Raw genomic sequence first — 19,784 nt, forward strand, 5'->3', positions numbered from 1 at the left:
CGGCTGACCGGCTGGGTGCCGCGCCCGGCGCCGGTCGAGAGCGGGTCGCTGGCCGCCCGGCGTCGTCAGCGCACCGGGCTCGTCGTCGCGTTCGTGGTCGCGGTCAACGCCCTCATCTGGCTCGGCACCGACGCGTGGGCCGCCCGCGCCCTCTTCCTGCTCCTCAGCCTGCTCGTGGCCCCCATCGTCGTGTCGATCCTGAACCGGAAGTGAACCCGTGACCTACCTCCAGCTGCTCCCCGCCGTCGACATCACCGAGGGCCGGGCCGTCCAGCTCACCCAGGGTGTCGCCGGCTCCGAGAGGATGTACGGCGACCCCGTGGCCGCCGCCCGCCGCTGGCAGGACGCCGGCTCCGAGTGGCTGCACCTCGTCGACCTCGACGCCGCCTTCGGCCGCGGCACCAACCGCGAGCTGCAGGCCGAGATCGTCGGCGCGCTCGACATCGACGTCGAGATGAGCGGCGGCATCCGTGACGACGAGTCGCTCGAGGCCGCGCTCGCCACCGGCTGCCGTCGCGTCAACATCGGCACCGCCGCCCTGGAGTCGCCCGAGTGGTGCGCCAGGATCATCGCCGAGCACGGCGACCGGGTGGCGATCGGGCTCGACGTCCGCGGTCGCACCCTCGCCGCGCGCGGCTGGACCCGCGAGGGCGGCGACCTCTACGAGGTGCTCGCCCGGCTCGACGCCGAGGGCTGCGCGCGCTACGTCGTCACCGACGTCAACAAGGACGGGATGCTGCAGGGGCCCAACCTCCAGCTGCTGCGCGACGTGTGCGCCGCCACCGACCGCCCGGTCATCGCCTCCGGCGGGGTGACGACGCTCGACGACGTCCAGGCCCTGATGGGGCTGGTCGGCGACGGAGTGGAGGGTGCCATCGCCGGCACCGCGCTCTACGAGGGCCGCTTCACCCTCGAGGACGCCCTCGCCCTGACCCGCGGCGGCGCCTCGTGAGCCTCGCCGTACGCGTCATCCCCTGCCTCGACGTCGACGCCGGCCGGGTCGTCAAGGGGATCAACTTCCTCGACCTCCGCGACGCCGGCGACCCGGTCGAGCTCGCCCGCACCTACGACGCCGAGGGCGCCGACGAGCTGACCTTCCTCGACATCTCCGCCTCCCACGAGGGCCGCGCCACCACGATGGAGATCGTGTCGCGCTGCGCCGAGGAGGTCTTCATCCCGCTCACCGTCGGCGGAGGCGTCAGCAGCGTCGACGACGTCGACCGGCTGCTGCGTGCCGGCGCCGACAAGGTGGCGGTCAACACCGCCGCCATCCACCGGCCCGAGCTGGTCGCCGAGATCGCCGACCGCTTCGGCAACCAGGTGCTGGTGCTGTCGGTCGACGCCCGACGAGTCACCGCCACGACGACCGGCGGCACCGACTCCGGCTTCGAGGTCACGACCCACGGCGGCCGCAAGTCGGCCGGTCTCGACGCCGTCGCCTGGGCGGCCAGGGCCGCCGAGCTCGGCGCGGGCGAGATCCTGCTCAACGCCATGGACGCCGACGGCACCCAGGACGGCTTCGACCTCGACCTCATCCGCCTGGTCCGCGCCGCGGTGTCGGTCCCCGTGATCGCCTCGGGCGGCGCAGGCCGGCTCGACCACTTCGCGCCCGCCGTCGACGCCGGCGCCGACGCGGTCCTGGCCGCCACGGTCTTCCACTTCGGCACGCTGCGGATCGGCGAGGTCAAGGGCGCCCTCGCGGAGGTCGGTCACCCGGTGCGCTGAGGTCCTGTGACGACGCGCGCCGCTGGACCTACATCCCGAGGTCGGCTGCGCGCACCCGGTCCACCAGCTCGTCGCGACCCTCGAACGTCAGCCCCGTGACCCGGTCCCGCCCGTAGAGGAACATCACGAGCTCGACGACCGGACCGCTGACGACCACCGACGGCTCGCCGCCGCGCAGCGTCGCGACCGCGTCGGTGTCCGTGCGTCGGATCGACACCGGCACGCCGGCCGGGCGCACCAGCATCCGACCGGCCAGGCGGATCGACCGCCACACCGCGTCGAGGTCGTCGGGGTCGAGGACGCGCGGCGTCCAGCCGGCCTGCGCCCGTCGGAGGTCCTCGTGGTGGACGACGTACTCCAGCGTGTTGGCGAGCACCTCGACCGGCCGCAGGGCGAACGGCGTGAGGCCCGGCGTGCGGACCTTGCCGACCAGGCGGGCGAACTCCTCGCGCCCGGCGCGCTCCATCGCCTGGTCGGTCAGCCGCGACAGCGGGGGCACCGCGATGCCGAGCCCGCCGAGCGGACGGTGCTCGCGGACGTAGAGGTGCGCGAGCAGCTGGCGCGCGTCCCACCCACCGCACAGGGTCGGTACGTCGGGCCCGAGGTCGAGCGCGAGGTCGCACAGGTCGCGGCGCTCGCGCCGGGCGAGGGTGGGGCTCATGACCCCACCCTAGGAGCGAGCCCTTGACCTCGACCGTGCTCGAGGTCGTTCACTGGGACGCACCCCGGCCGACCGGTCGGGAGCCGTTCGGATGAGCAGGATGTCGGCGCCCGGGAATAGCCTGCCCGGGACGACAGGTTGCCGCCCGGGGCCCGTCGCCGGACCCCCAGTCAGGAGAAGCGTGAGCACCACCGAGAGCCTCGACCAGGCCGGCCCGGTCGAGCAGCTCGGCCGCGGGTCGACCAGCGCCGGGTTCCGGGTGCTGTGGGTCGCGATCAAGCGCGAGCCGTGGATCTTCACCGTCTCCACGATCGGCAGCGTGCTGTTCGGGGCGCTCACCGTCGCCGACGCCTGGGTGCTCGGCTGGTCGACCGACCACGTCGTGCTGCCGGCCTTCGAGGACGGCGACATCGGCAGCGACATGCTCCTCGCGGTGCTGGCGCTCTTCGTCGGGGTCGCGATCCTGCGCGCGGTCGGCATCGTCGCGCGGCGGCTCGGCGCCGGCATCATGCAGTACCGCATGCAGGCCCACTACCGCCGCGCCGTCACCCGCCGCTACCTCGCCCTGCCGATGGAGTGGCACCAGAAGCACCCGACCGGCGAGCTGCTGTCCAACGCCAACTCCGACGTCGAGGCGGCCTGGGGTCCGATCGCCCCGCTGCCGATGGCCGTCGGCACCGTCGCGATGATGGTGATCGCGGTGGCGCAGATGTTCGTCGCCGACGTGGCGATGGCGACGGTCGGGCTGCTCGTCTTCCCTGCGGTGCTGGCGACCAACGTCGTCTACCAGCGCTACGCCCAGGGCTGGGCCACCCGGGCCCAGGAGCTGCGGGCCGAGGTCAGCGAGATCGCCCACGAGTCCTTCGACGGTGCGATGGTCGTCAAGACCCTCGGCCGCGAGGGCGAGGAGATGGACCGCTTCGCGCTCAAGGCCCGCGAGCTGCGCGACGTCAACATCCGGGTCGGCCGCATCAGGGCGGCGTTCGACCCCGCCCTCGCCGCGCTGCCCAACCTCGGCGTCCTCGTCGTGCTCGCCGTCGGGGTCTCGCGGGTGACCAGCGGGGCGACCGACGCCGGCGACGTCGTCACCGTGGCCTACCTGCTCACGATCGTGTCGTTCCCGATCCGCTCGATCGGCTGGCTCCTGGGCGAGTTCCCGCGCAGCGTGGTCGGGTTCCGTCGTGTCGACGCCGTGCTCAGGACCACCGGCGAGATGCCCTACGGCGACGGCACCGTGCCGGCCGCGACCGGTGGTGCCCGTCTCGACGTCGTCGACCTCGCCTACTCCTACACCGCCGACCAGCGACTGCTCGAGGGCCTCTCGTTCAGCGTCGAGCCGGGTCGCACGGTCGCGCTCGTCGGCGCCACGGCGTCGGGCAAGAGCACCCTCACGACGCTGCTGACCCGGCTCGTCGACCCCGACGCCGGAGCGGTCCTCATCGACGGCGCCGACGTCCGCGACCTCGCGCGCGGCGCGCTGGCCGACGTCGTCTCGATCGTCCCGCAGACGGCGTTCCTCTTCGACGACACGGTGCGCGGCAACGTCGCGCTCGGTGCCGACGTGTCCGACGACGAGATCTGGGCCGCCCTGCGCACCGCCCAGGCCGACGGCTTCGTCGCCGCCCTGCCCGACGGGCTGTCGACCAAGCTCGGCGAGCGCGGCACGTCGCTCTCCGGCGGCCAGCGCCAGCGGATCTCGCTGGCCCGCGCCCTCGTGCGCCACCCGCGGCTGCTGGTCCTCGACGACGCCACCTCCGCCGTCGACCCCGAGGTCGAGGCCCGCATCCTCGCCGGGCTGCGCCGCGTCGACGCGGCGGCGACGCTGGTCGTGGTCGCCTACCGCAAGGCGACGATCGGGCTGGCCGACGAGGTGCTCCACCTCGAGGGCGGTCGCATCGTCGACCGCGGCACCCACGCCGAGCTGCTGGGTCGCTCCCCGGCCTACGCGCGGCTGGTCAACGCCTACGAGCAGCAGGAGGTGCCGGCATGAGCACCGACGCGGCCGACACGGCTGCCGACGCCGGGACCGCCCCTGAGGGGACCGTCGCCGCCGGGCGCAAGGCCTCGGCCTCGGGCACCACCATGACGACGGGTGAAGAGCTCGGCGCCATGGAGACGATCCGCCGCGGCCTCCACCACTCGCCCGAGCTGACCGACGGCTTCCGCGGCACCCTCGCGCTCGCGGTCCTGGCCTCCGTCGGGCAGGTCGTCGTCCCGATCGCCGTGCAGCAGACCCTCGACCGCGGGCTGTCCCGCGCCGGCGGCCCCGACCTCTCCTTCACCGTGCTCATGGGCCTCGTCGCGGCGCTGGCCGTGGTGCTCACCAGCGTCGCGTCCTTCCTGATGACCTCGCGGCTGTTCCGGGTCTCCGAGCGCGGCCTGGCCACGCTGCGCATCAAGGCGTTCCGCCACGTGCACGACCTGCCCCTCCTCACGCAGAACAGCGAGCGCCGCGGCTCCCTGGTCTCCCGGGTGACCAGCGACGTCGACCAGGTCAGCCAGTTCCTCGTCTTCGGCGGGCTCCTGTTCGTGATCAGCGTCGGCCAGGTCCTCATCGCGACCATCGTGATGCTCTTCTACTCCTGGCAGCTCGCGATCGTGGTCTGGCTCTGCTTCGCCCCGCTCTTCCTGTCGCTCCGGTTCTTCCAGCGCAAGCTGTCCGACGCCTACGGGGTCGTACGCCGGCAGGTCGGCTCGATGCTGTCGGCCATCTCCGAGCCGGTCGTCGGGGCCTCCGTCGTGCGGTCCTACGCCGTCGAGGACCGCACCCAGCAGCGCATCGACGAGGCCGTCGACATCTACCAACGGGCCAGCACCCGCGCCCAGGGGTTCACGGCGGTCTCGTTCTCGCTCGGCGGGCTCTCGGCCGGCCTGGCCAACGCGGGCGTGCTCATCGTCGGCATCTGGCTCGGCTTCGCCGACCAGATCTCGGCCGGCGAGGTCCTGGCCTTCGCGTTCCTCGTGACGCTCTTCGTCGGGCCGGTGCAGCTCGGCACCCAGATCCTCACCGACGCCCAGAGCGCGATCGCCGGCTGGCGCCGGGTCATCGGCATCCTCGACACCCCGGCCGACCTGGTCGACCCCGGCCCCGACGGTCACGACCTGCCGCGTGGACCGATCGACGTACGGTTCGAGCACGTCGAGTTCGCCTATCCCGGCGGGCCCCCCGTGCTGCGCGACGTCGACCTGACCATCGAGTCCGGCCGCCGCGTGGCGATCGTGGGCGAGACCGGCTCGGGCAAGTCGACCTTCGCCAAGCTGCTCACGCGGCTGATGGACCCCACCCACGGCGCGGTGCTGCTCGACGACATCGACGTCCGCGACATCACCCCGACCTCGTTGCGCTCGAGCGTCGTGCTCGTGCCCCAGGAGGGCTTTCTCTTCGACGACACGCTCGCCGCCAACGTGCGCTACGGCCGCCTCGGCGCGCCCGTCGAGGAGATCCTGGCGAGCGCCGACGAGCTGGGCCTCGGCGACTGGCTCGCCGGCCTGCCCGACGGCCTCGACACCCGGGTCGGCCAGCGGGGCGAGTCGCTCTCGGCGGGGGAGCGGCAGCTCGTCGCGCTGCTCCGCGCCCACCTCGCCGACCCCGACCTGCTCGTCCTCGACGAGGCGACCAGCGCCGTCGACCCCCAGCTCGAGATGCGCATCGGCCGCGCGCTCGAGCGGCTGATGTCGGGTCGCACCAGCGTCACCATCGCCCACCGGCTGTCGACCGCCGAGAGCGCTGACGAGGTGGTCGTGGTCGACCAGGGCCGCGTCGTGCAGCGCGGACCCCACGCCGTGCTGGTCGCCGAGGTGGGCAGCGTCTATGCCGGGCTCCACCGCAGCTGGGTCGCGCAACAAGGTCCCGGGGACTCGGCGGGCCCGCGAGCCGAGACCCCGACCAGGGCCGCAGACTGAGGATCGCGCTCGGCGAGCCCCGGACCCGTCGAGCCGTCGTCGCACAGGCGGCCCCGACGATGTCGCCGCGCAGCCGCTCCGTCCGAGTCGGGCACCAGTCTGCGCCACCCACAGCGGGCCGTGACACCGCACCCGGGATACTCGCAGGGTGAGCCCGCTGGACCCCGCCATCGCCGACCGTCTCAAGCGCGCGCCCGACGCCGAGGGACGCGGCCTCGTCGCCGCGATCGCCCAGCAGCACGACACCGGCGAGGTGCTGATGCTCGGCTGGATGGACGACGAGGCGCTCCACCGCACCCTCACCACCGGGCGGGCGACCTACTGGTCCCGCTCGCGCCAGGAGTACTGGGTCAAGGGCGACACCTCCGGCCACGTCCAGCACGTCGTCGAGGTCCGCCTCGACTGTGACGGCGACACCGTGCTCGTCCGCGTCGACCAGACTGGCGCGGCCTGTCACACCGGTGACCGCACCTGCTTCGACCAGGGGCTGCTGAGTGGCTGACGGCGAGCCCGACCCGCAGGACCGGAAGCCGCGCAGCACCTTCGGCCCGACGGTCCTGCTGGGCCTCGCGGGCGGCACCCTGGCGGCCGTGGCCGGCAACCAGGCCTGGGTCTCCATCGACGACGGCGGCAGCGGCGACGCCGCGTTCGCCTCGACCGCGTCCGTCGGCGGCGACCTCACCGCACCGCCGGTGACCGCGACCGCGCTGGTGCTGCTCGCGACCTGGGGCGTCGTCCTGGTCACCCGCGGGCGGGTACGCCGCGCCGTGGCCTGGCTCGGCCTGCTCGCCGGCCTCGCCGTGGTCGGGTTCGCCGTCGCGGCCTGGGCGGCGCGCCCCGGCGAGGTGGCCGACGACCTGCGCACACTCGACCTCGGCACCGGCCGGACCCTGTGGGCCTACGTCGGCGTCGTCGCCGGCGGGGCGGGTCTCGCCGCCTCGGTGATCGCCGTGCGTGGTGTCCGCTCCTGGCCCGAGATGGGTCGGCGGTACGACGCCCCGGCCACCTCCGCCGACGCGGCGGTGGCGTCCCTCGAGGACGGCGTACCGCCCGAGGAGCAGAGCAGCATCGACCTGTGGAAGGCGCTCGACGAGGGTCGCGACCCGACGGACGGCCCCGCCCACTAGAATCTGAGCACCCGCCCAGCGCACCAGCCACAGCACAGCCCGAGGAGCCCGCATGTCTGACAACCACGGCAACACCCCGGCCGCCTGGACGGCCGTGGCAGTCGCCCTGGTCGGGTTCGCGGTCGGCGGCGCGGGCCTCATGCTCGACCCGATCAGCTACGTCATCTTCTGGATCGGGGTCGGCCTCAACGTCGTGGCGGGCGTCCTCTTCGTGGTGATGGCCAAGCTGGGCCTCCACGAGTCCGGGCACTGAGAGCCACCGAGACCAGCACCATGGCCACGACGGTCACGACGCCCCCCGCGGCGACCGTCGAGCGAGGCCGGCCCCGGCGGCTCGCCGGCCCGGCCGCGACCGTCGCCGGCCTCGGGGCGGCCACCGTCGCCCTCGCGTTGCGCGACCCCCACACGCACGGCTCCTGGGGGCTCTGCCCGAGCCAGGCCCTGGGCTTCGACTGCCCCGGCTGCGGGGGCCTGCGAGCCGTCAACGACCTGACCCACGGCCGGTTCCTCGACGCCGCGTCGAGCAACGTCTTCCTCGTCGTGGCCATCCCGGTCGTGGTGGCGCTGCTGGGCCGCTGGGCGCTCGACGCGTGGCGCGGCACCGAGCGCGGCGCGTCGGCGCTGACCACGCCGCTGCTCGTCGTGGCCTTCACCGCGCTCGCGGTGTTCACCGTGCTCCGCAACGTGCCGGCGTTCGGGTGGCTCGCGTCCTGACGAGCCGGCCCTAGGCCGGCGACAGCCAGGTCCAGCCCGGCACGTTGCGCAGGACCGCGAAGGCCAGGACCAGGCCGAGCAGGGCCCAGATCCACCGGGGCCCGATCCGGGTCGGGTGGGGGGCGTCACGGCCCGCGAGCCGTAGGCCCCAGCAGACCCACGCGACCGCGAGGGCGGCGACGCCGGCCACCGCGAGCGGGTTGCGCTGCAGGCCCCCGACGAGGTCGAGGTGCAGCAGGTCGTGCAGGGCCCGGAGCGACCCGCAGCCGGGGCACCAGACGCCCGTCACCGCGAGGAACGGGCAGGTCGGGTAGTGGCCCGACTGGTGGGGGTCGACGGTGCGGAGCACGCCGGCAGCGGCGAGCGCCGCGCCCGTGGTCGCGACGAAGCCCCCGACCGCGCCGCGACCCGGTCGGGTCGTCGGCGCGGTCGGCTGCCCGGAGGCGAGGAGCTCCATCTCGGGCGGGGTGGCGATCAGGTGGTGCCGACGCCTACGGCGACGACCAGGATGATGTAGCCGAGGATGACGACCAGGCCGACGACGGCACTGGCGATCGCGAAGTTCTTGGCCTTGTTGGCCGCGTCGTGAGCGCCGGCCTGGTCACCGGACTGCCACTTGCCGTTGACCTGGGCGGCGAAGACGATCGAGACGACGCCGAGGGGCAGGCAGCAGAGCAGGGTGCTGAGGATCGCCCAGACCAGGTTGTTGGACGGCGGGGGGCCGGCGGGCGGGCCGCCGTAGGGCTGGCCGCCGTAGGGGTTGGGGGGCGGGGGCTGGCCATAGCTCATGAGGGAGTCCTTCCAGACGTGGGAGCAAGGGTCGCGGCAGACCCTATGGGTTCACGTGCCAAACTTCTGAGCGAACCAGCAGGTTTCGCCGTCCGTGTCTGTGAGGAGAGTCGTGTCCGTTCTCGACGAGATCGTCGCGGGCGTGCGCCTCGACCTGGAGCGACGCGAGGCCGCGACGCCGCTGGCCGACGTCCGCGCCGCCCTGGCCGACGCGCCCGCGCCGCGCGACCCGATGCCCCACCTGCGCGCGCCGGGCTCGAGCGTCATCGCCGAGGTCAAGCGACGCAGCCCCAGCAAGGGCCACCTCGCCGAGATCCCCGACCCGGCCTCCCTCGCGGTCGACTACGCCGCAGGCGGGGCCGCCGCGATCAGCGTGCTCACCGAGGAGCGCCGCTTCGGCGGGAGCCTCGACGACCTGCGGGCCGTGCGCGCCGCGGTCGACACCCCGCTGCTGCGCAAGGACTTCGTGGTCGAGAGCTACCAGCTCGTCGAGGCCCGCGCCGCGGGCGCCGACCTGGCGCTGCTCATCGTGGCCGCGCTCGACGACGACACCCTCCGCCGGCTGCACGACGAGGCCCGTGAGCTCGGCCTGGCCGTCCTCGTCGAGGTCCACGACGAGGCCGAGACCGAGCGCGCCGTCGCGCTGGGAGCCGAGCTCGTCGGCGTCAACGCCCGCAACCTCAAGACCCTGGCCGTCGACGCCGACACCTTCGGCCGGCTGGCCCCGCTGGTGCCCGCCGACCGCGTCCTCGTCGCCGAGTCCGGCATCTCCGACGAGACCGACGTCAAGCGCTTCGTGGCCGAGGGCGCCCGTGCCGTGCTGGTCGGCGAGGCGCTGGTCAAGGACGGGGCGCCGCGCGAGGCGGTCGCCCGGATGACGGGAGTGCAGGCATGACGACCTCCAGCACGACGCCGGGCGCACCGACGTCCTACCTGGCCGACGACAAGGGGTGGTTCGGCACCTTCGGCGGCCGGTTCATGCCCGAGGCGCTGATCGCCGCCCTCGACGAGCTCGACATCGCCTGGCAGAAGGCCCTGGTCGACCCGACCTTCGGGCTCGAGTTCGACGCGCTCCTGCAGAACTACGCCGGCGTCCCGAGCATGCTCTACGAGGCCCACCGGCTCTCCGACCTCACCGGCGCGCGGATCCTGCTCAAGCGCGAGGACCTCAACCACACCGGCGCCCACAAGATCCGCAACGTGCTCGGCCAGGCGCTGCTCACCAAGCGGATGGGCAAGAAGCGGGTCATCGCCGAGACCGGGGCCGGCCAGCACGGCGTCGCGTCGGCCACCGCCGCCGCCTACCTCGGCCTCGACTGCACCGTCTACATGGGCGAGGTCGACACCGAGCGCCAGGCGCTCAACGTCGCCCGCATGCAGCTTCTCGGCGCCGAGGTGATCCCGGTGACCAGCGGCTCGCGCACCCTCAAGGACGCCATCAACGAGGCGCTGCGCGACTGGGTCGCCAGCGTCGACCACACGGCCTACCTCTTCGGCACCGCCGCCGGTCCCCACCCGTTCCCGAGCCTGGTGCTCAGCTTCGTCCGCGGCATCGGCGACGAGGCCCGCCAGCAGTGCCTCGACCTCACCGGCCGGCTGCCCGACGCCATCGCCGCGTGCGTCGGCGGCGGCTCCAACGCCATCGGTCTCTTCGCCGCGTTCCTCGACGACCCCGAGGTCGCGATCTACGGCTACGAGCCGGGCGGCGACGGCGTCGAGACCGGCCGCCACGCCGCGACCATCCACGCCGGCGACGTCGGCGTCCTCCACGGCGCGCGCACCTACGTCCTCCAGGACGAGGACGGCCAGACCGTCGAGTCCCACTCGATCTCCGCCGGTCTCGACTACCCGGGCGTCGGCCCGCAGCACGCCCACCTCTCGGCCACCGGCCGGGCGACCTACCTGCCCGTCACCGACAAGGCGGCGATGGAGGCGATGGCGCTCCTGGCCCGCACCGAGGGCATCATCCCGGCGATCGAGTCGGCCCACGCCATCGCCGGCGTGGTCGAGCTCGCCAAGGAGCGCCCGGGCCAGACCCTCCTGGTCAACCTGTCCGGGCGCGGCGACAAGGACATGGGCACCGCGCTCGACTACTTCGGGCTCGGCCGGGCCGAGCCCGTCGCCGACCCGCAGGCCGCCACGCCGGAGCAGCAGTAGATGGGGGTCTCCACCGCCTTCGAGCAGGCCCACGCTGACGACCGCGCTGCCCTGGTCGGCTACCTGCCCGCCGGCTTCCCCGACGTCGACGGCGGCATCGACGCGCTCCGCGCCATGGTCGACGCCGGCTGCGACGTCATCGAGGTCGGGCTGCCCTACAGCGACCCCGTGATGGACGGGCCGACGATCCAGGCCGCCGCCCAGCAGGCCCTCGAGCTCGGCGTCCGCACCACCGACGTGCTGCGCACCGTCGAGGCCGTCGCCGCCACCGGAACGCCGACCGTGATCATGACCTACTGGAACCCCGTCGAGCGCTACGGCGTGGAGCGGTTCGCCTCCGACCTGGCCAGCGCCGGGGGAGCGGGCCTCATCACGCCCGACCTGACGCCCGACTTCGCCCCCGAGTGGATCGCCGCCGCCGACGCGCACGACCTCGACAAGATCTTCCTGGTCGCCCCCTCGTCGACCGAGGAGCGGATCGCGATGACCACCGCCGCCTGCCGCGGCTTCGTCTACGCGACCGCCGTCATGGGGGTCACCGGCGCCCGCACCACGACCAGCGACCTCGCCGGCCCGCTCGTGGCACGCACCCGCGCCGCCGCCGGCGACCTCCCCGTCGGGGTCGGGCTCGGCGTCAGCACCGGCGACCAGGCCGCCGAGGTGGCGTCCTACGCCGACGGCGTCATCGTCGGCTCCGCCTTCGTCCGGGTGCTGCTCGACCACGCGGGCGACCGCGCCGGCGGGCTCCGGGCCCTCGCCGCCCTCACTGCCGACCTCGCCGACGGCGTACGACGTGCGCGCTAGCAGGCTCGCCGCCCTCGGCCTGGCCGCGGCGCTGCTGCTCAGCGGGTGCGGCAGCGACGAGGCCAAGACGTTCTCGGGCAAGGCCCTCGACAACCCCTACACGGTCCCGACGACCGAGCTGGTCGACACCGACGGCAAGCCCTTCTCGCTGGCCGACGACACCGACAAGCCGCTGACGCTGGTGTTCTTCGGCTACGTCAACTGCGTCGACATCTGCCCCGCGGTGCTCAACCACCTCGCCTCGGCCATGACGCGCCTCGACGACTCCGACCGCGACAAGGTCGACGTCGTCCTCGTGACCAGCGACCCCGACACCGACACCCCCGCGTCGCTGCGCACCTACCTCGACCGCTTCGACGAGTCCTTCATCGGCCTCGACGGCGACTTCGCGACCATCAAGGCCGTCGGTCGTGCGCTCGCCGTCGGCATCGACGATCGCGACCCGGGCGGCCACACCACCCAGGTCATGGGCGTCGACAGCGACGACATGTCTCCCGTCTACTGGAGTGCCGACACCAGCCCGGCGCAGTTCGCCGACGACATCCACACGCTCCTCGAGGACACCTGACGTGACCCAGACAGCCCTGTCGACGCTGTCGGCCCTGACGATCCCCAGCCCGTCCAACGGCGTCTGGAACCTCGGGCCGCTCCCGATCCGCGGCTACGCGCTGTGCATCATCGCCGGGATCGTCTTCGCGATCTGGTTCGGTGAGCGGCGCTGGCAGGCCCGCGGCGGCCGCGCGGGCGAGGTCCAGGACCTCGCCGTGTGGGCCGTCCCGTTCGGCGTCGTCGGCGCCCGGCTCTACCACGTGGCCACCGACTGGGAGAAGTACTTCGGCGACAGCGGCCACCCCTGGCAGGCGCTCTACGTCTGGAAGGGCGGGCTCGGCATCTGGGGCGCGGTGGCGCTCGGCGCCGTCGGCGTCTGGCTCTGGGCCCGCCGCAAGGGCGTCCGGATCGCCCCGATGCTCGACGTCCTCGCTCCCGGCGTGATCGTGGCCCAGGCGATGGGCCGCTGGGGCAACTGGTTCAACCAGGAGCTCTACGGCAAGCCGACCGAGCTGCCGTGGGGCCTCGAGATCGACCGGGAGAACTGGCCGCAGAGCTGCGACTACCCCCAGGGCAGCGGGACGTGCCTCGACGGCTACCCCGACTCGACCGTCTTCCACCCGACCTTTCTCTACGAGTTCATCTGGAACCTCGGGGTCTTCGGCCTGCTGCTGTGGGCCGAGCGGCGGTTCAAGCTCGGCTTCGGCCGGGTCTTCGCCCTCTACGTCATGGGCTACACCCTGGGCCGCGGCTGGATCGAGTACCTCCGCATCGACGACGTCCAGCTCGAGAACGTGCTCGGCCTGCGGTTCAACGTCTGGACCTCGATCGTGCTGTTCGTCGTCGCCGCCGTCTACTTCGTGGTCAGCAGCCGCCGCCACCCCGGCCGCGAGGAGTCGGTCTACCAGGACGGCTTCGGCCCGGAGACCGACCTCGTGAGCGACGTCGACCTCGACAAGGACGTCGACACCGATGCCGACACCGACGTCGACACCGACGTCGACACCGATCTCGACGGGGCCGACGACGTCGACGACGAGGAGACCACGGTCGACGTCGAGGACGACGACGTGAGACCCGCGAAGGCCGACCCCGGGCGCTGACCGGGTCGGGTGTCCACGAGCGGGCCCATCACCCCTCGGTTCCGAAACATCCTGGTAATCTCGGCAACTCCGCCGCGTGGGCCGACGTTGTCCCTGCGACTCCACCACGACAGCGTTTCCCTAAGCTGTCCCGCCGACGGGAGAACACCAGTGCCCTACCAGCACGCGTTCCCGGCGCCCCAGGGGCTCTACGACCCGGCCAACGAGCACGACGCCTGCGGCGTGGCCTTCGTGGCCACCCTTACCGGCGTCGCCAGCCACGACATCGTGCTCAAGGCCCTCACGGCCCTGCGCAACCTCGACCACCGCGGCGCCGCCGGCGCCGAGGTCAACTCGGGTGACGGTGCGGGCATCCTGCTCCAGGTCCCCGACGAGTTCCTGCGTGCCGTTGCGGCGGAGTCGGGGTTCGAGCTGCCCCCGCCCGCGTCGTACGCCGTCGGCACGGCGTTCCTGCCCGGAGACGAGGACGACGTCGCCCAGACCCGTGCCCGGATCGAGGAGATCGCCGGCGTTGAGGGCCTGACCGTCCTCGGATGGCGCGAGGTCCCCGTCGACCCGTCGACCCTCGGCAGCATGGCGCTGTCGGTGATGCCGACGTTCAGCCAGCTCTTCGTCGCCGCCTCCGGGCAGCGCCTGACCGGGATGGCGCTCGAGCGACTCGCCTTCTGCCTGCGCAAGCGCGCCGAGCGCGAGACCGACGTCTACTTCCCGTCGCTGTCGTCGCGCACCCTCGCCTACAAGGGGATGCTCACGACCGACCAGCTCGACCAGGTCTTCCCCGACCTGCGCGACGAGCGGATCGCGTCGGCCCTGGCCGTCGTCCACTCGCGGTTCTCGACCAACACGTTTCCGAGCTGGCCGCTCTCGCACCCGTTCCGCTTCATCGCCCACAACGGCGAGATCAACACCGTCATGGGCAACCGCAACTGGATGCGGGCCCGCGAGGCGTTGCTCGCCTCCGACGTCATCCCGGGCGATCTCGACCGGCTGTTCCCGATCTGCACGCCCGGCGCGTCCGACTCCGCGTCGTTCGACGAGGTGCTCGAGCTCCTCCACATGGGCGGCCGCTCGCTGCCCCACTCGGTGCTGATGATGATCCCGGAGGCCTGGGAGAACCACACCGAGATGGACGCCAAGCGGCGCGAGTTCTACTCGTTCCACTCCGCGCTCATGGAGCCCTGGGACGGCCCCGCCTGCGTCGTCTTCACCGACGGCTCCCAGGTCGGCGCGGTCCTCGACCGCAACGGCCTGCGGCCCTCGCGCTACTGGGTCACCGACGACGGCCTGGTCGTGCTGGCCTCCGAGGTCGGCGTGCTCGACATCGACCCCGCGACCGTCGTCCGCAAGGGCCGGCTGCAGCCGGGCCGGATGTTCCTCATCGACACCGACGAGCACCGCATCATCGAGGACGAGGAGATCAAGGCCGAGCTCTCGGCCGAGCACCCCTACGGCGAGTGGCTCCACGCGGGCCTCATCCACCTCGACGACGTCCCGGCGCGCGAGCACATCGTCCACACCCACGCCTCGGTCACCCGGCGCCAGCAGATCTTCGGCTACACCGAGGAGGAGCTGCGGGTCCTGCTGACCCCGATGGCCTCGACCGGGGGCGAGGCGCTCGGCTCGATGGGCACCGACACGCCGATCGCGGCACTGAGCGCCAAGCCGCGGCTGCTGTTCGACTACTTCAGCCAGCTCTTCGCGCAGGTGACCAACCCGCCGCTCGACGCGATCCGCGAGGAGCTCGTCACCTCGCTCAACGGCACCATCGGTCCCGAGTCCAACCTGCTCGAGCCGACCCCGGCGTCGTGTCGTCAGGTCGTCATGCCCTTCCCGGTCATCTCCAACGACGACCTGGCCAAGATCCGCCACATCAACCGCGACGGCGACATGCCGGGCTTCATCACCCACGTCGCGCGCGGCCTCTACGAGGTCGCCGGCGGCGGCACCGCGATGGCCGCCCGCATCGAGGAGATCTGCACCGAGGTCAGCGCCGCCATCGCCGACGGCGCCCGGGTCATCGTGCTGTCCGACCGTCACGGCGACGCCGACCTGGCGCCGATCCCGTCGCTGCTGCTCACCGGCGCGGTCCACCACCACCTGGTCCGCGAGAAGTCGCGCACCCAGGTCGGGCTGCTGGTCGAGGCCGGCGACGTGCGCGAGGTCCACCACGTCGCGCTGCTCGTCGGCTACGGCGCCGCGGCCGTCAACCCCTACCTCGCCATGGAGTCGGTCGAGGACCTGGCCCGCGAGGGCTACTACGTGACGGTCGAGCCCGAGAAGGCCGTCGCCAACCTGGTCAAGGCGCTCGGCAAGGGCGTGCTCAAGGTGATGTCCAAGATGGGCGTCTCCACCGTGGCCTCCTACACCGGCGCGCAGATCTTCGAGGCCGTCGGCCTGTCGCAGGAGGTCGTCGAGCCCTACTTCACCGGTACGACGTCCAAGCTCGGCGGCATCGGGCTCGACACCATCGCCGAGGAGGTCGCCCGGCGCCACGCCACGGCCTACCCCCGCGGCGGCGTGCTGCCCACCCACCGCGAGCTCGAGACCGGCGGCGAGTACCAGTGGCGCCGCGACGGCGAGCCCCACCTGTTCAACCCCGAGACGGTCTTCCGGCTGCAGCACTCGACCCGGACCCAGCGCTACGACATCTTCAAGCAGTACACCGCCGCGGTCGACGAGCAGTCGACCGAGCTGATGACGCTGCGTGGGCTGTTCCGGTTCAAGGGCTCCCACGTGACCGGCCGCGACTCGATCCCGATCGAGGACGTCGAGCCCGTGACCGACATCGTCAAGCGCTTCGCGACGGGGGCGATGTCCTACGGCTCGATCTCGATGGAGGCCCACGAGACCCTCGCGATCGCGATGAACCGGCTGGGCGGCAAGTCCAACACCGGGGAGGGCGGCGAGGACGCCGACCGGCTCTACGACCCCGAGCGGCGCAGCTCGATCAAGCAGGTCGCGTCGGGCCGGTTCGGCGTCACGTCGGAGTACCTCACCAACGCCGACGACATCCAGATCAAGATGGCCCAGGGCGCCAAGCCCGGCGAGGGCGGCCAGCTGCCCGGCAACAAGGTCTATCCCTGGATCGCCAAGACCCGCTACTCCACCCCCGGAGTCGGTCTGATCAGCCCGCCGCCCCACCACGACATCTACTCGATCGAGGACCTCGCCCAGCTCATCCACGACCTCAAGAACGCCAACCCGCGGGCACGGGTGCACGTCAAGCTGGTCAGCGAGATGGGCGTCGGCACGGTCGCGGCGGGTGTCTCCAAGGCGCACGCCGACGTCGTGCTGGTCTCCGGCCACGACGGCGGCACCGGCGCGTCGCCGCTCACGTCGCTCAAGCACGCGGGCGGACCCTGGGAGCTCGGTCTCGCCGAGACCCAGCAGACGCTGCTCCTCAACGGGCTGCGCGACCGGATCGTCGTGCAGACCGACGGCCAGCTCAAGACCGGACGCGACGTCGTCATCGCCGCGCTGCTCGGTGCCGAGGAGTACTGCTTCGCGACCGCCCCGCTCGTGGTGTCCGGCTGCATCCTGATGCGGGTCTGCCACCTCGACACCTGTCCGGTGGGCGTCGCGACCCAGAACCCGGTGCTGCGCGAGCGCTACTCCGGCAAGGCCGACTACGTCGTCACCTTCTTCGAGTACGTCGCCCAGGAGGTCCGCGAGATCCTGGCCGAGCTCGGCTTCCGCACCCTCGACGAGGCCATCGGTGAGGTGTCGACGCTCGACATGGTCGAGGCCATCAACCACTGGAAGGCCTCGGGTCTCGACCTGACGCCGATCCTCCACGAGGTCGACACCACCCACTTCCCCGACCAGGACCGGCGCTGCACCAAGACGCAGGACCACGGCCTGGCCAAGTCGCTCGACCTGACCGAGCTGGTCCCGCTCGCCGAGGCGGCGCTCGAGCGCGGCGAGCCGGTGCGCGCGCAGGTCGCCATCCGCAACGTCAACCGGACCGTCGGCACGATCCTCGGCCACGAGGTGACCAAGCGCCACGGCGGCGAGGGCCTGCCCGAGGGCACGATCGACATCACCTTCACCGGCTCGGCCGGTCAGTCGTTCGGCGCCTTCATCCCCCGAGGCATCACCCTGCGGCTCGAGGGCGACGCCAACGACTACGTCGGCAAGGGCCTGTCCGGTGGCCGGATCGTCGTACGCCCCGACCGGGCGGCGACGTTCAGGAGCAACGAGCAGATCATCGCCGGCAACACCATCGCCTACGGCGCGACGTCCGGGAAGATCTTCCTGCGCGGCGGGGTGGGGGAGCGGTTCGCCGTCCGCAACTCCGGTGCCTGGCTGGTGACCGAGGGCGTCGGCGACCACGGGTGCGAGTACATGACCGGCGGCCGGGTCGCCGTCCTCGGCAAGACCGGGCGCAACTTCGCAGCCGGCATGTCCGGTGGCGTGGCCTGGGTCCTCGACCTCAAGCACTTCCGGGTCAACCAGGAGCTCGTCGAGCTCGGACCGGTGGCCGGCGAGGCCGCCCGCGAGCTCGAGGCCCTGGTGCGGGAGCACCTCGAGGAGACCGGGTCACCGGTCGCCGAGGAGCTGCTCGCCGACTGGGAGACCGCCCTGACCCGCTTCACCGAGGTCATGCCCCGCGACTACCGGATCGTGATGGACGCCAAGGCCAAGGCCGAGGCCGACGGGCTCGACGACACAGAGATCGCCAACGCGATGATGGAGGCGCTGCATGGCTGACCCCAAGGGCTTCCTCAAGGAAGGGCGCAAGGTTGCCGAGCGCCGTCCTGTCGAGGAGCGCGTGCACGACTGGAACGAGGTCTACCCGGGTTCGGCCGGGCGGGCCCTGCTGCCGATCATCGCCGAGCAGGCCGGGCGCTGCATGGACTGCGGCATCCCGTTCTGCCACTCGGGCTGCCCGCTGGGCAACATCATCCCGGAGTGGAACGACCTGGTCTGGCGCGACGACTGGGAGGGCGCGATCGAGCGACTCCACGCGACCAACAACTTCCCGGAGTTCACCGGTCGCCTCTGCCCGGCCCCCTGCGAGACCGCCTGCGTCCTGGGCATCAACCAGGACCCGGTGACCATCAAGAACGTCGAGGTCTCGATCATCGACAAGGCCTGGGAGTCCGGCCTGGTGCGCCCGCAGGCGCCCGAGTGGCTCTCGGGCCGCACGGTCGCGGTGATCGGGTCCGGTCCTGCCGGGCTCGCCGCCGCCCAGCAGCTCACCCGCGCCGGCCACACCGTCGCCGTCTACGAGCGGGCCGACAAGATCGGCGGGCTGATGCGCTACGGCATCCCCGAGTTCAAGATGGAGAAGCAGCACCTCGACCGGCGCCTCGGCCAGATGAAGCGCGAGGGCACCGTCTTCCGCGCGGGCGTCGACGTCGGCTCCGAGGAGTCCGGCCTGACCGGCGACAAGCTGCGCGAGCGCTACGACGCCGTCGTCCTGGCCATGGGCGCCACCGAGGCCCGTGACCTCCCGGTCCCCGGGCGCGAGCTCGGCGGAATCCACCAGGCCATGGAGTTCCTGCCGCAGGCCAACCGGGCCGCGCTCGGCGAGCCCCAGCTCGACGGCGTCGAGCAGATCCTCGCCACCGGCAAGAACGTCGTGATCATCGGCGGCGGCGACACCGGCGCCGACTGCCTCGGCACCTCCACGCGCCACGAGGCGGCGTCGATCACGCAGCTCGAGATCATGCCCGAGCCGCCGACGGCGCGACCGGCCGGCCAGCCGTGGCCGACCTACCCGATGACCTTCAAGGTGTCCTCGGCCCACGAGGAGGCCGGCGAGCGCGTCTATGCCGTCTCGACCAAGGAGTTCCGCGGCGACGACGAGGGCAACGTGCGCGCGCTGCTCCTCGTCGACGTGGTCTTCGAGGCCGGCAGGCTCACCGAGATCGAGGGCACCGAGCGCGAGATCCCGGCCGAGCTCGTGCTCTTCGCGATGGGCTTCGTCGGACCCGAGAAGCCCGGCCTGGTCGAGCAGCTCGGTGTCGACCTCGACGACCGCGGCAACGTCGCGCGCGACAAGGGCTACCAGACCTCGGTGCCCGGCGTGTTCTCCGCCGGCGACGTCGGTCGCGGCCAGTCGCTGATCGTGTGGGCCATCGCCGAGGGACGGGCCGCTGCGGCGTCCGTCGACGAGTACCTCACGGGCTCGACGACCCTGCCCTTCCCCATCCCCCCGACCGCCCGTCCCCTCGTCGTCTGACGCCGACCCGTCAGCAGTTGCTGACGGGTCGGCGGGGATCCAGGTCGACCCGTCGTCGATCGACG

At 72.5% G+C, this 19,784-nt stretch carries 19 protein-coding genes; 16 read left to right on the forward strand and 3 right to left on the reverse strand.

Going from position 1 to position 19,784, the window contains the following annotated elements; translation table 11 throughout:
- From Q7T52_RS03300 to hisF, 3 genes are all read left to right on the forward strand, one after another.
- Positions 1 to 213 (forward strand): hypothetical protein (locus Q7T52_RS03300; protein WP_304799361.1); only part of this gene is annotated, 213 nt, incomplete at its 5' end.
- A 4-nt stretch (positions 214 to 217) separates the two neighbouring features.
- Positions 218 to 952 (forward strand): bifunctional 1-(5-phosphoribosyl)-5-((5-phosphoribosylamino)methylideneamino)imidazole-4-carboxamide isomerase/phosphoribosylanthranilate isomerase PriA, encoded by a 735-nt coding sequence (gene priA / locus Q7T52_RS03305; protein WP_304799363.1) that lies wholly within the window; start codon positions 218 to 220, stop codon positions 950 to 952.
- Positions 949 to 1,725 carry an imidazole glycerol phosphate synthase subunit HisF gene (gene hisF / locus Q7T52_RS03310; protein WP_304799365.1) on the forward strand — a complete coding sequence of 259 codons (777 nt, stop codon included), beginning with the start codon at positions 949 to 951 and terminating at the stop codon, positions 1,723 to 1,725. The genes priA and hisF overlap by 4 nt, the downstream gene beginning before the upstream one ends.
- A gap of 28 nt (positions 1,726 to 1,753) precedes the next feature.
- Here hisF and Q7T52_RS03315 read toward each other — a convergent pair whose 3' ends face one another.
- Complete coding sequence (locus tag Q7T52_RS03315) at positions 1,754 to 2,386, reverse strand: TIGR03085 family metal-binding protein (protein WP_304799367.1); 633 nt, start codon at positions 2,384 to 2,386, stop codon at positions 1,754 to 1,756.
- Between the two features lie 181 nt (positions 2,387 to 2,567).
- Here Q7T52_RS03315 and Q7T52_RS03320 point away from each other — a divergent pair, with 181 nt between their 5' ends.
- The 6 genes from Q7T52_RS03320 to Q7T52_RS03345 all read left to right on the forward strand — a co-directional run bounded on the left by Q7T52_RS03320 (position 2,568) and on the right by Q7T52_RS03345 (position 8,130).
- Entirely contained in the window at positions 2,568 to 4,376 is a 1,809-nt protein-coding gene (locus Q7T52_RS03320; protein ID WP_304799369.1) for an ABC transporter ATP-binding protein, read from the forward strand.
- Positions 4,373 to 6,289: an ABC transporter ATP-binding protein gene (locus Q7T52_RS03325; RefSeq protein ID WP_370692285.1), complete on the forward strand. Its 1,917-nt coding sequence runs from the start codon at positions 4,373 to 4,375 to the stop codon at positions 6,287 to 6,289. The genes Q7T52_RS03320 and Q7T52_RS03325 overlap by 4 nt, the downstream gene beginning before the upstream one ends.
- A gap of 148 nt (positions 6,290 to 6,437) precedes the next feature.
- On the forward strand, positions 6,438 to 6,791 hold the full coding sequence (hisI, locus tag Q7T52_RS03330) for a phosphoribosyl-AMP cyclohydrolase (RefSeq protein WP_304799371.1): 354 nt from the start codon (positions 6,438 to 6,440) through the stop codon (positions 6,789 to 6,791).
- The gene (locus Q7T52_RS03335; protein WP_304799373.1) at positions 6,784 to 7,416 is read left to right on the forward strand and encodes a Trp biosynthesis-associated membrane protein; all 633 of its coding nucleotides are present in this window, start codon (positions 6,784 to 6,786) and stop codon (positions 7,414 to 7,416) included. Before hisI ends, Q7T52_RS03335 begins: the two co-directional genes overlap by 8 nt.
- A 52-nt stretch (positions 7,417 to 7,468) precedes the next feature.
- The gene (locus Q7T52_RS03340; protein ID WP_304799375.1) at positions 7,469 to 7,669 is read left to right on the forward strand and encodes an HGxxPAAW family protein; all 201 of its coding nucleotides are present in this window, start codon (positions 7,469 to 7,471) and stop codon (positions 7,667 to 7,669) included.
- A 20-nt stretch (positions 7,670 to 7,689) separates the two neighbouring features.
- Entirely contained in the window at positions 7,690 to 8,130 is a 441-nt protein-coding gene (locus Q7T52_RS03345) for a DUF2752 domain-containing protein (RefSeq protein WP_304799377.1), read from the forward strand.
- A gap of 10 nt (positions 8,131 to 8,140) precedes the next feature.
- Here the strand turns inward: Q7T52_RS03345 and Q7T52_RS03350 are convergent, their stop codons facing one another.
- Positions 8,141 to 8,587 carry a DUF2752 domain-containing protein gene (locus Q7T52_RS03350; protein ID WP_304799379.1) on the reverse strand — a complete coding sequence of 149 codons (447 nt, stop codon included), beginning with the start codon at positions 8,585 to 8,587 and terminating at the stop codon, positions 8,141 to 8,143.
- A 17-nt stretch (positions 8,588 to 8,604) separates the two neighbouring features.
- Positions 8,605 to 8,919: a CD225/dispanin family protein gene (locus Q7T52_RS03355; protein ID WP_304799381.1), complete on the reverse strand. Its 315-nt coding sequence runs from the start codon at positions 8,917 to 8,919 to the stop codon at positions 8,605 to 8,607.
- Between the two features lie 112 nt (positions 8,920 to 9,031).
- On the opposite strand from Q7T52_RS03355, the gene trpC reads away from it, so the two are divergent.
- The 7 genes from trpC (at position 9,032) to Q7T52_RS03390 (ending at position 19,719) form a co-directional block, all read left to right on the forward strand.
- Positions 9,032 to 9,814, forward strand: a complete 783-nt coding sequence (gene trpC, locus Q7T52_RS03360; RefSeq protein WP_304799383.1) for an indole-3-glycerol phosphate synthase TrpC — start codon at positions 9,032 to 9,034, stop codon at positions 9,812 to 9,814.
- Positions 9,811 to 11,076 (forward strand): tryptophan synthase subunit beta, encoded by a 1,266-nt coding sequence (gene trpB, locus Q7T52_RS03365; RefSeq protein WP_304799385.1) that lies wholly within the window; start codon positions 9,811 to 9,813, stop codon positions 11,074 to 11,076. Before trpC ends, trpB begins: the two co-directional genes overlap by 4 nt.
- Positions 11,077 to 11,880, forward strand: a complete 804-nt coding sequence (gene trpA / locus Q7T52_RS03370) for a tryptophan synthase subunit alpha (RefSeq protein WP_304799387.1) — start codon at positions 11,077 to 11,079, stop codon at positions 11,878 to 11,880.
- On the forward strand, positions 11,870 to 12,448 hold the full coding sequence (locus Q7T52_RS03375) for an SCO family protein (RefSeq protein ID WP_304799389.1): 579 nt from the start codon (positions 11,870 to 11,872) through the stop codon (positions 12,446 to 12,448). Before trpA ends, Q7T52_RS03375 begins: the two co-directional genes overlap by 11 nt.
- A gap of 1 nt (position 12,449) precedes the next feature.
- Positions 12,450 to 13,532, forward strand: coding sequence for a prolipoprotein diacylglyceryl transferase (gene lgt / locus Q7T52_RS03380; protein ID WP_304799391.1), 1,083 nt, complete (start codon positions 12,450 to 12,452; stop codon positions 13,530 to 13,532).
- A gap of 150 nt (positions 13,533 to 13,682) precedes the next feature.
- On the forward strand, positions 13,683 to 18,242 hold the full coding sequence (gltB, locus tag Q7T52_RS03385; protein ID WP_304799393.1) for a glutamate synthase large subunit: 4,560 nt from the start codon (positions 13,683 to 13,685) through the stop codon (positions 18,240 to 18,242).
- Entirely contained in the window at positions 18,235 to 19,719 is a 1,485-nt protein-coding gene (locus Q7T52_RS03390) for a glutamate synthase subunit beta (protein WP_304799394.1), read from the forward strand. The genes gltB and Q7T52_RS03390 overlap by 8 nt, the downstream gene beginning before the upstream one ends.
- Positions 19,720 to 19,784 lie beyond the last annotated feature (65 nt).

The organism is Nocardioides sp. (assembly GCF_030655615.1).
Lineage (GTDB): Bacteria > Actinomycetota > Actinomycetes > Propionibacteriales > Nocardioidaceae > Nocardioides.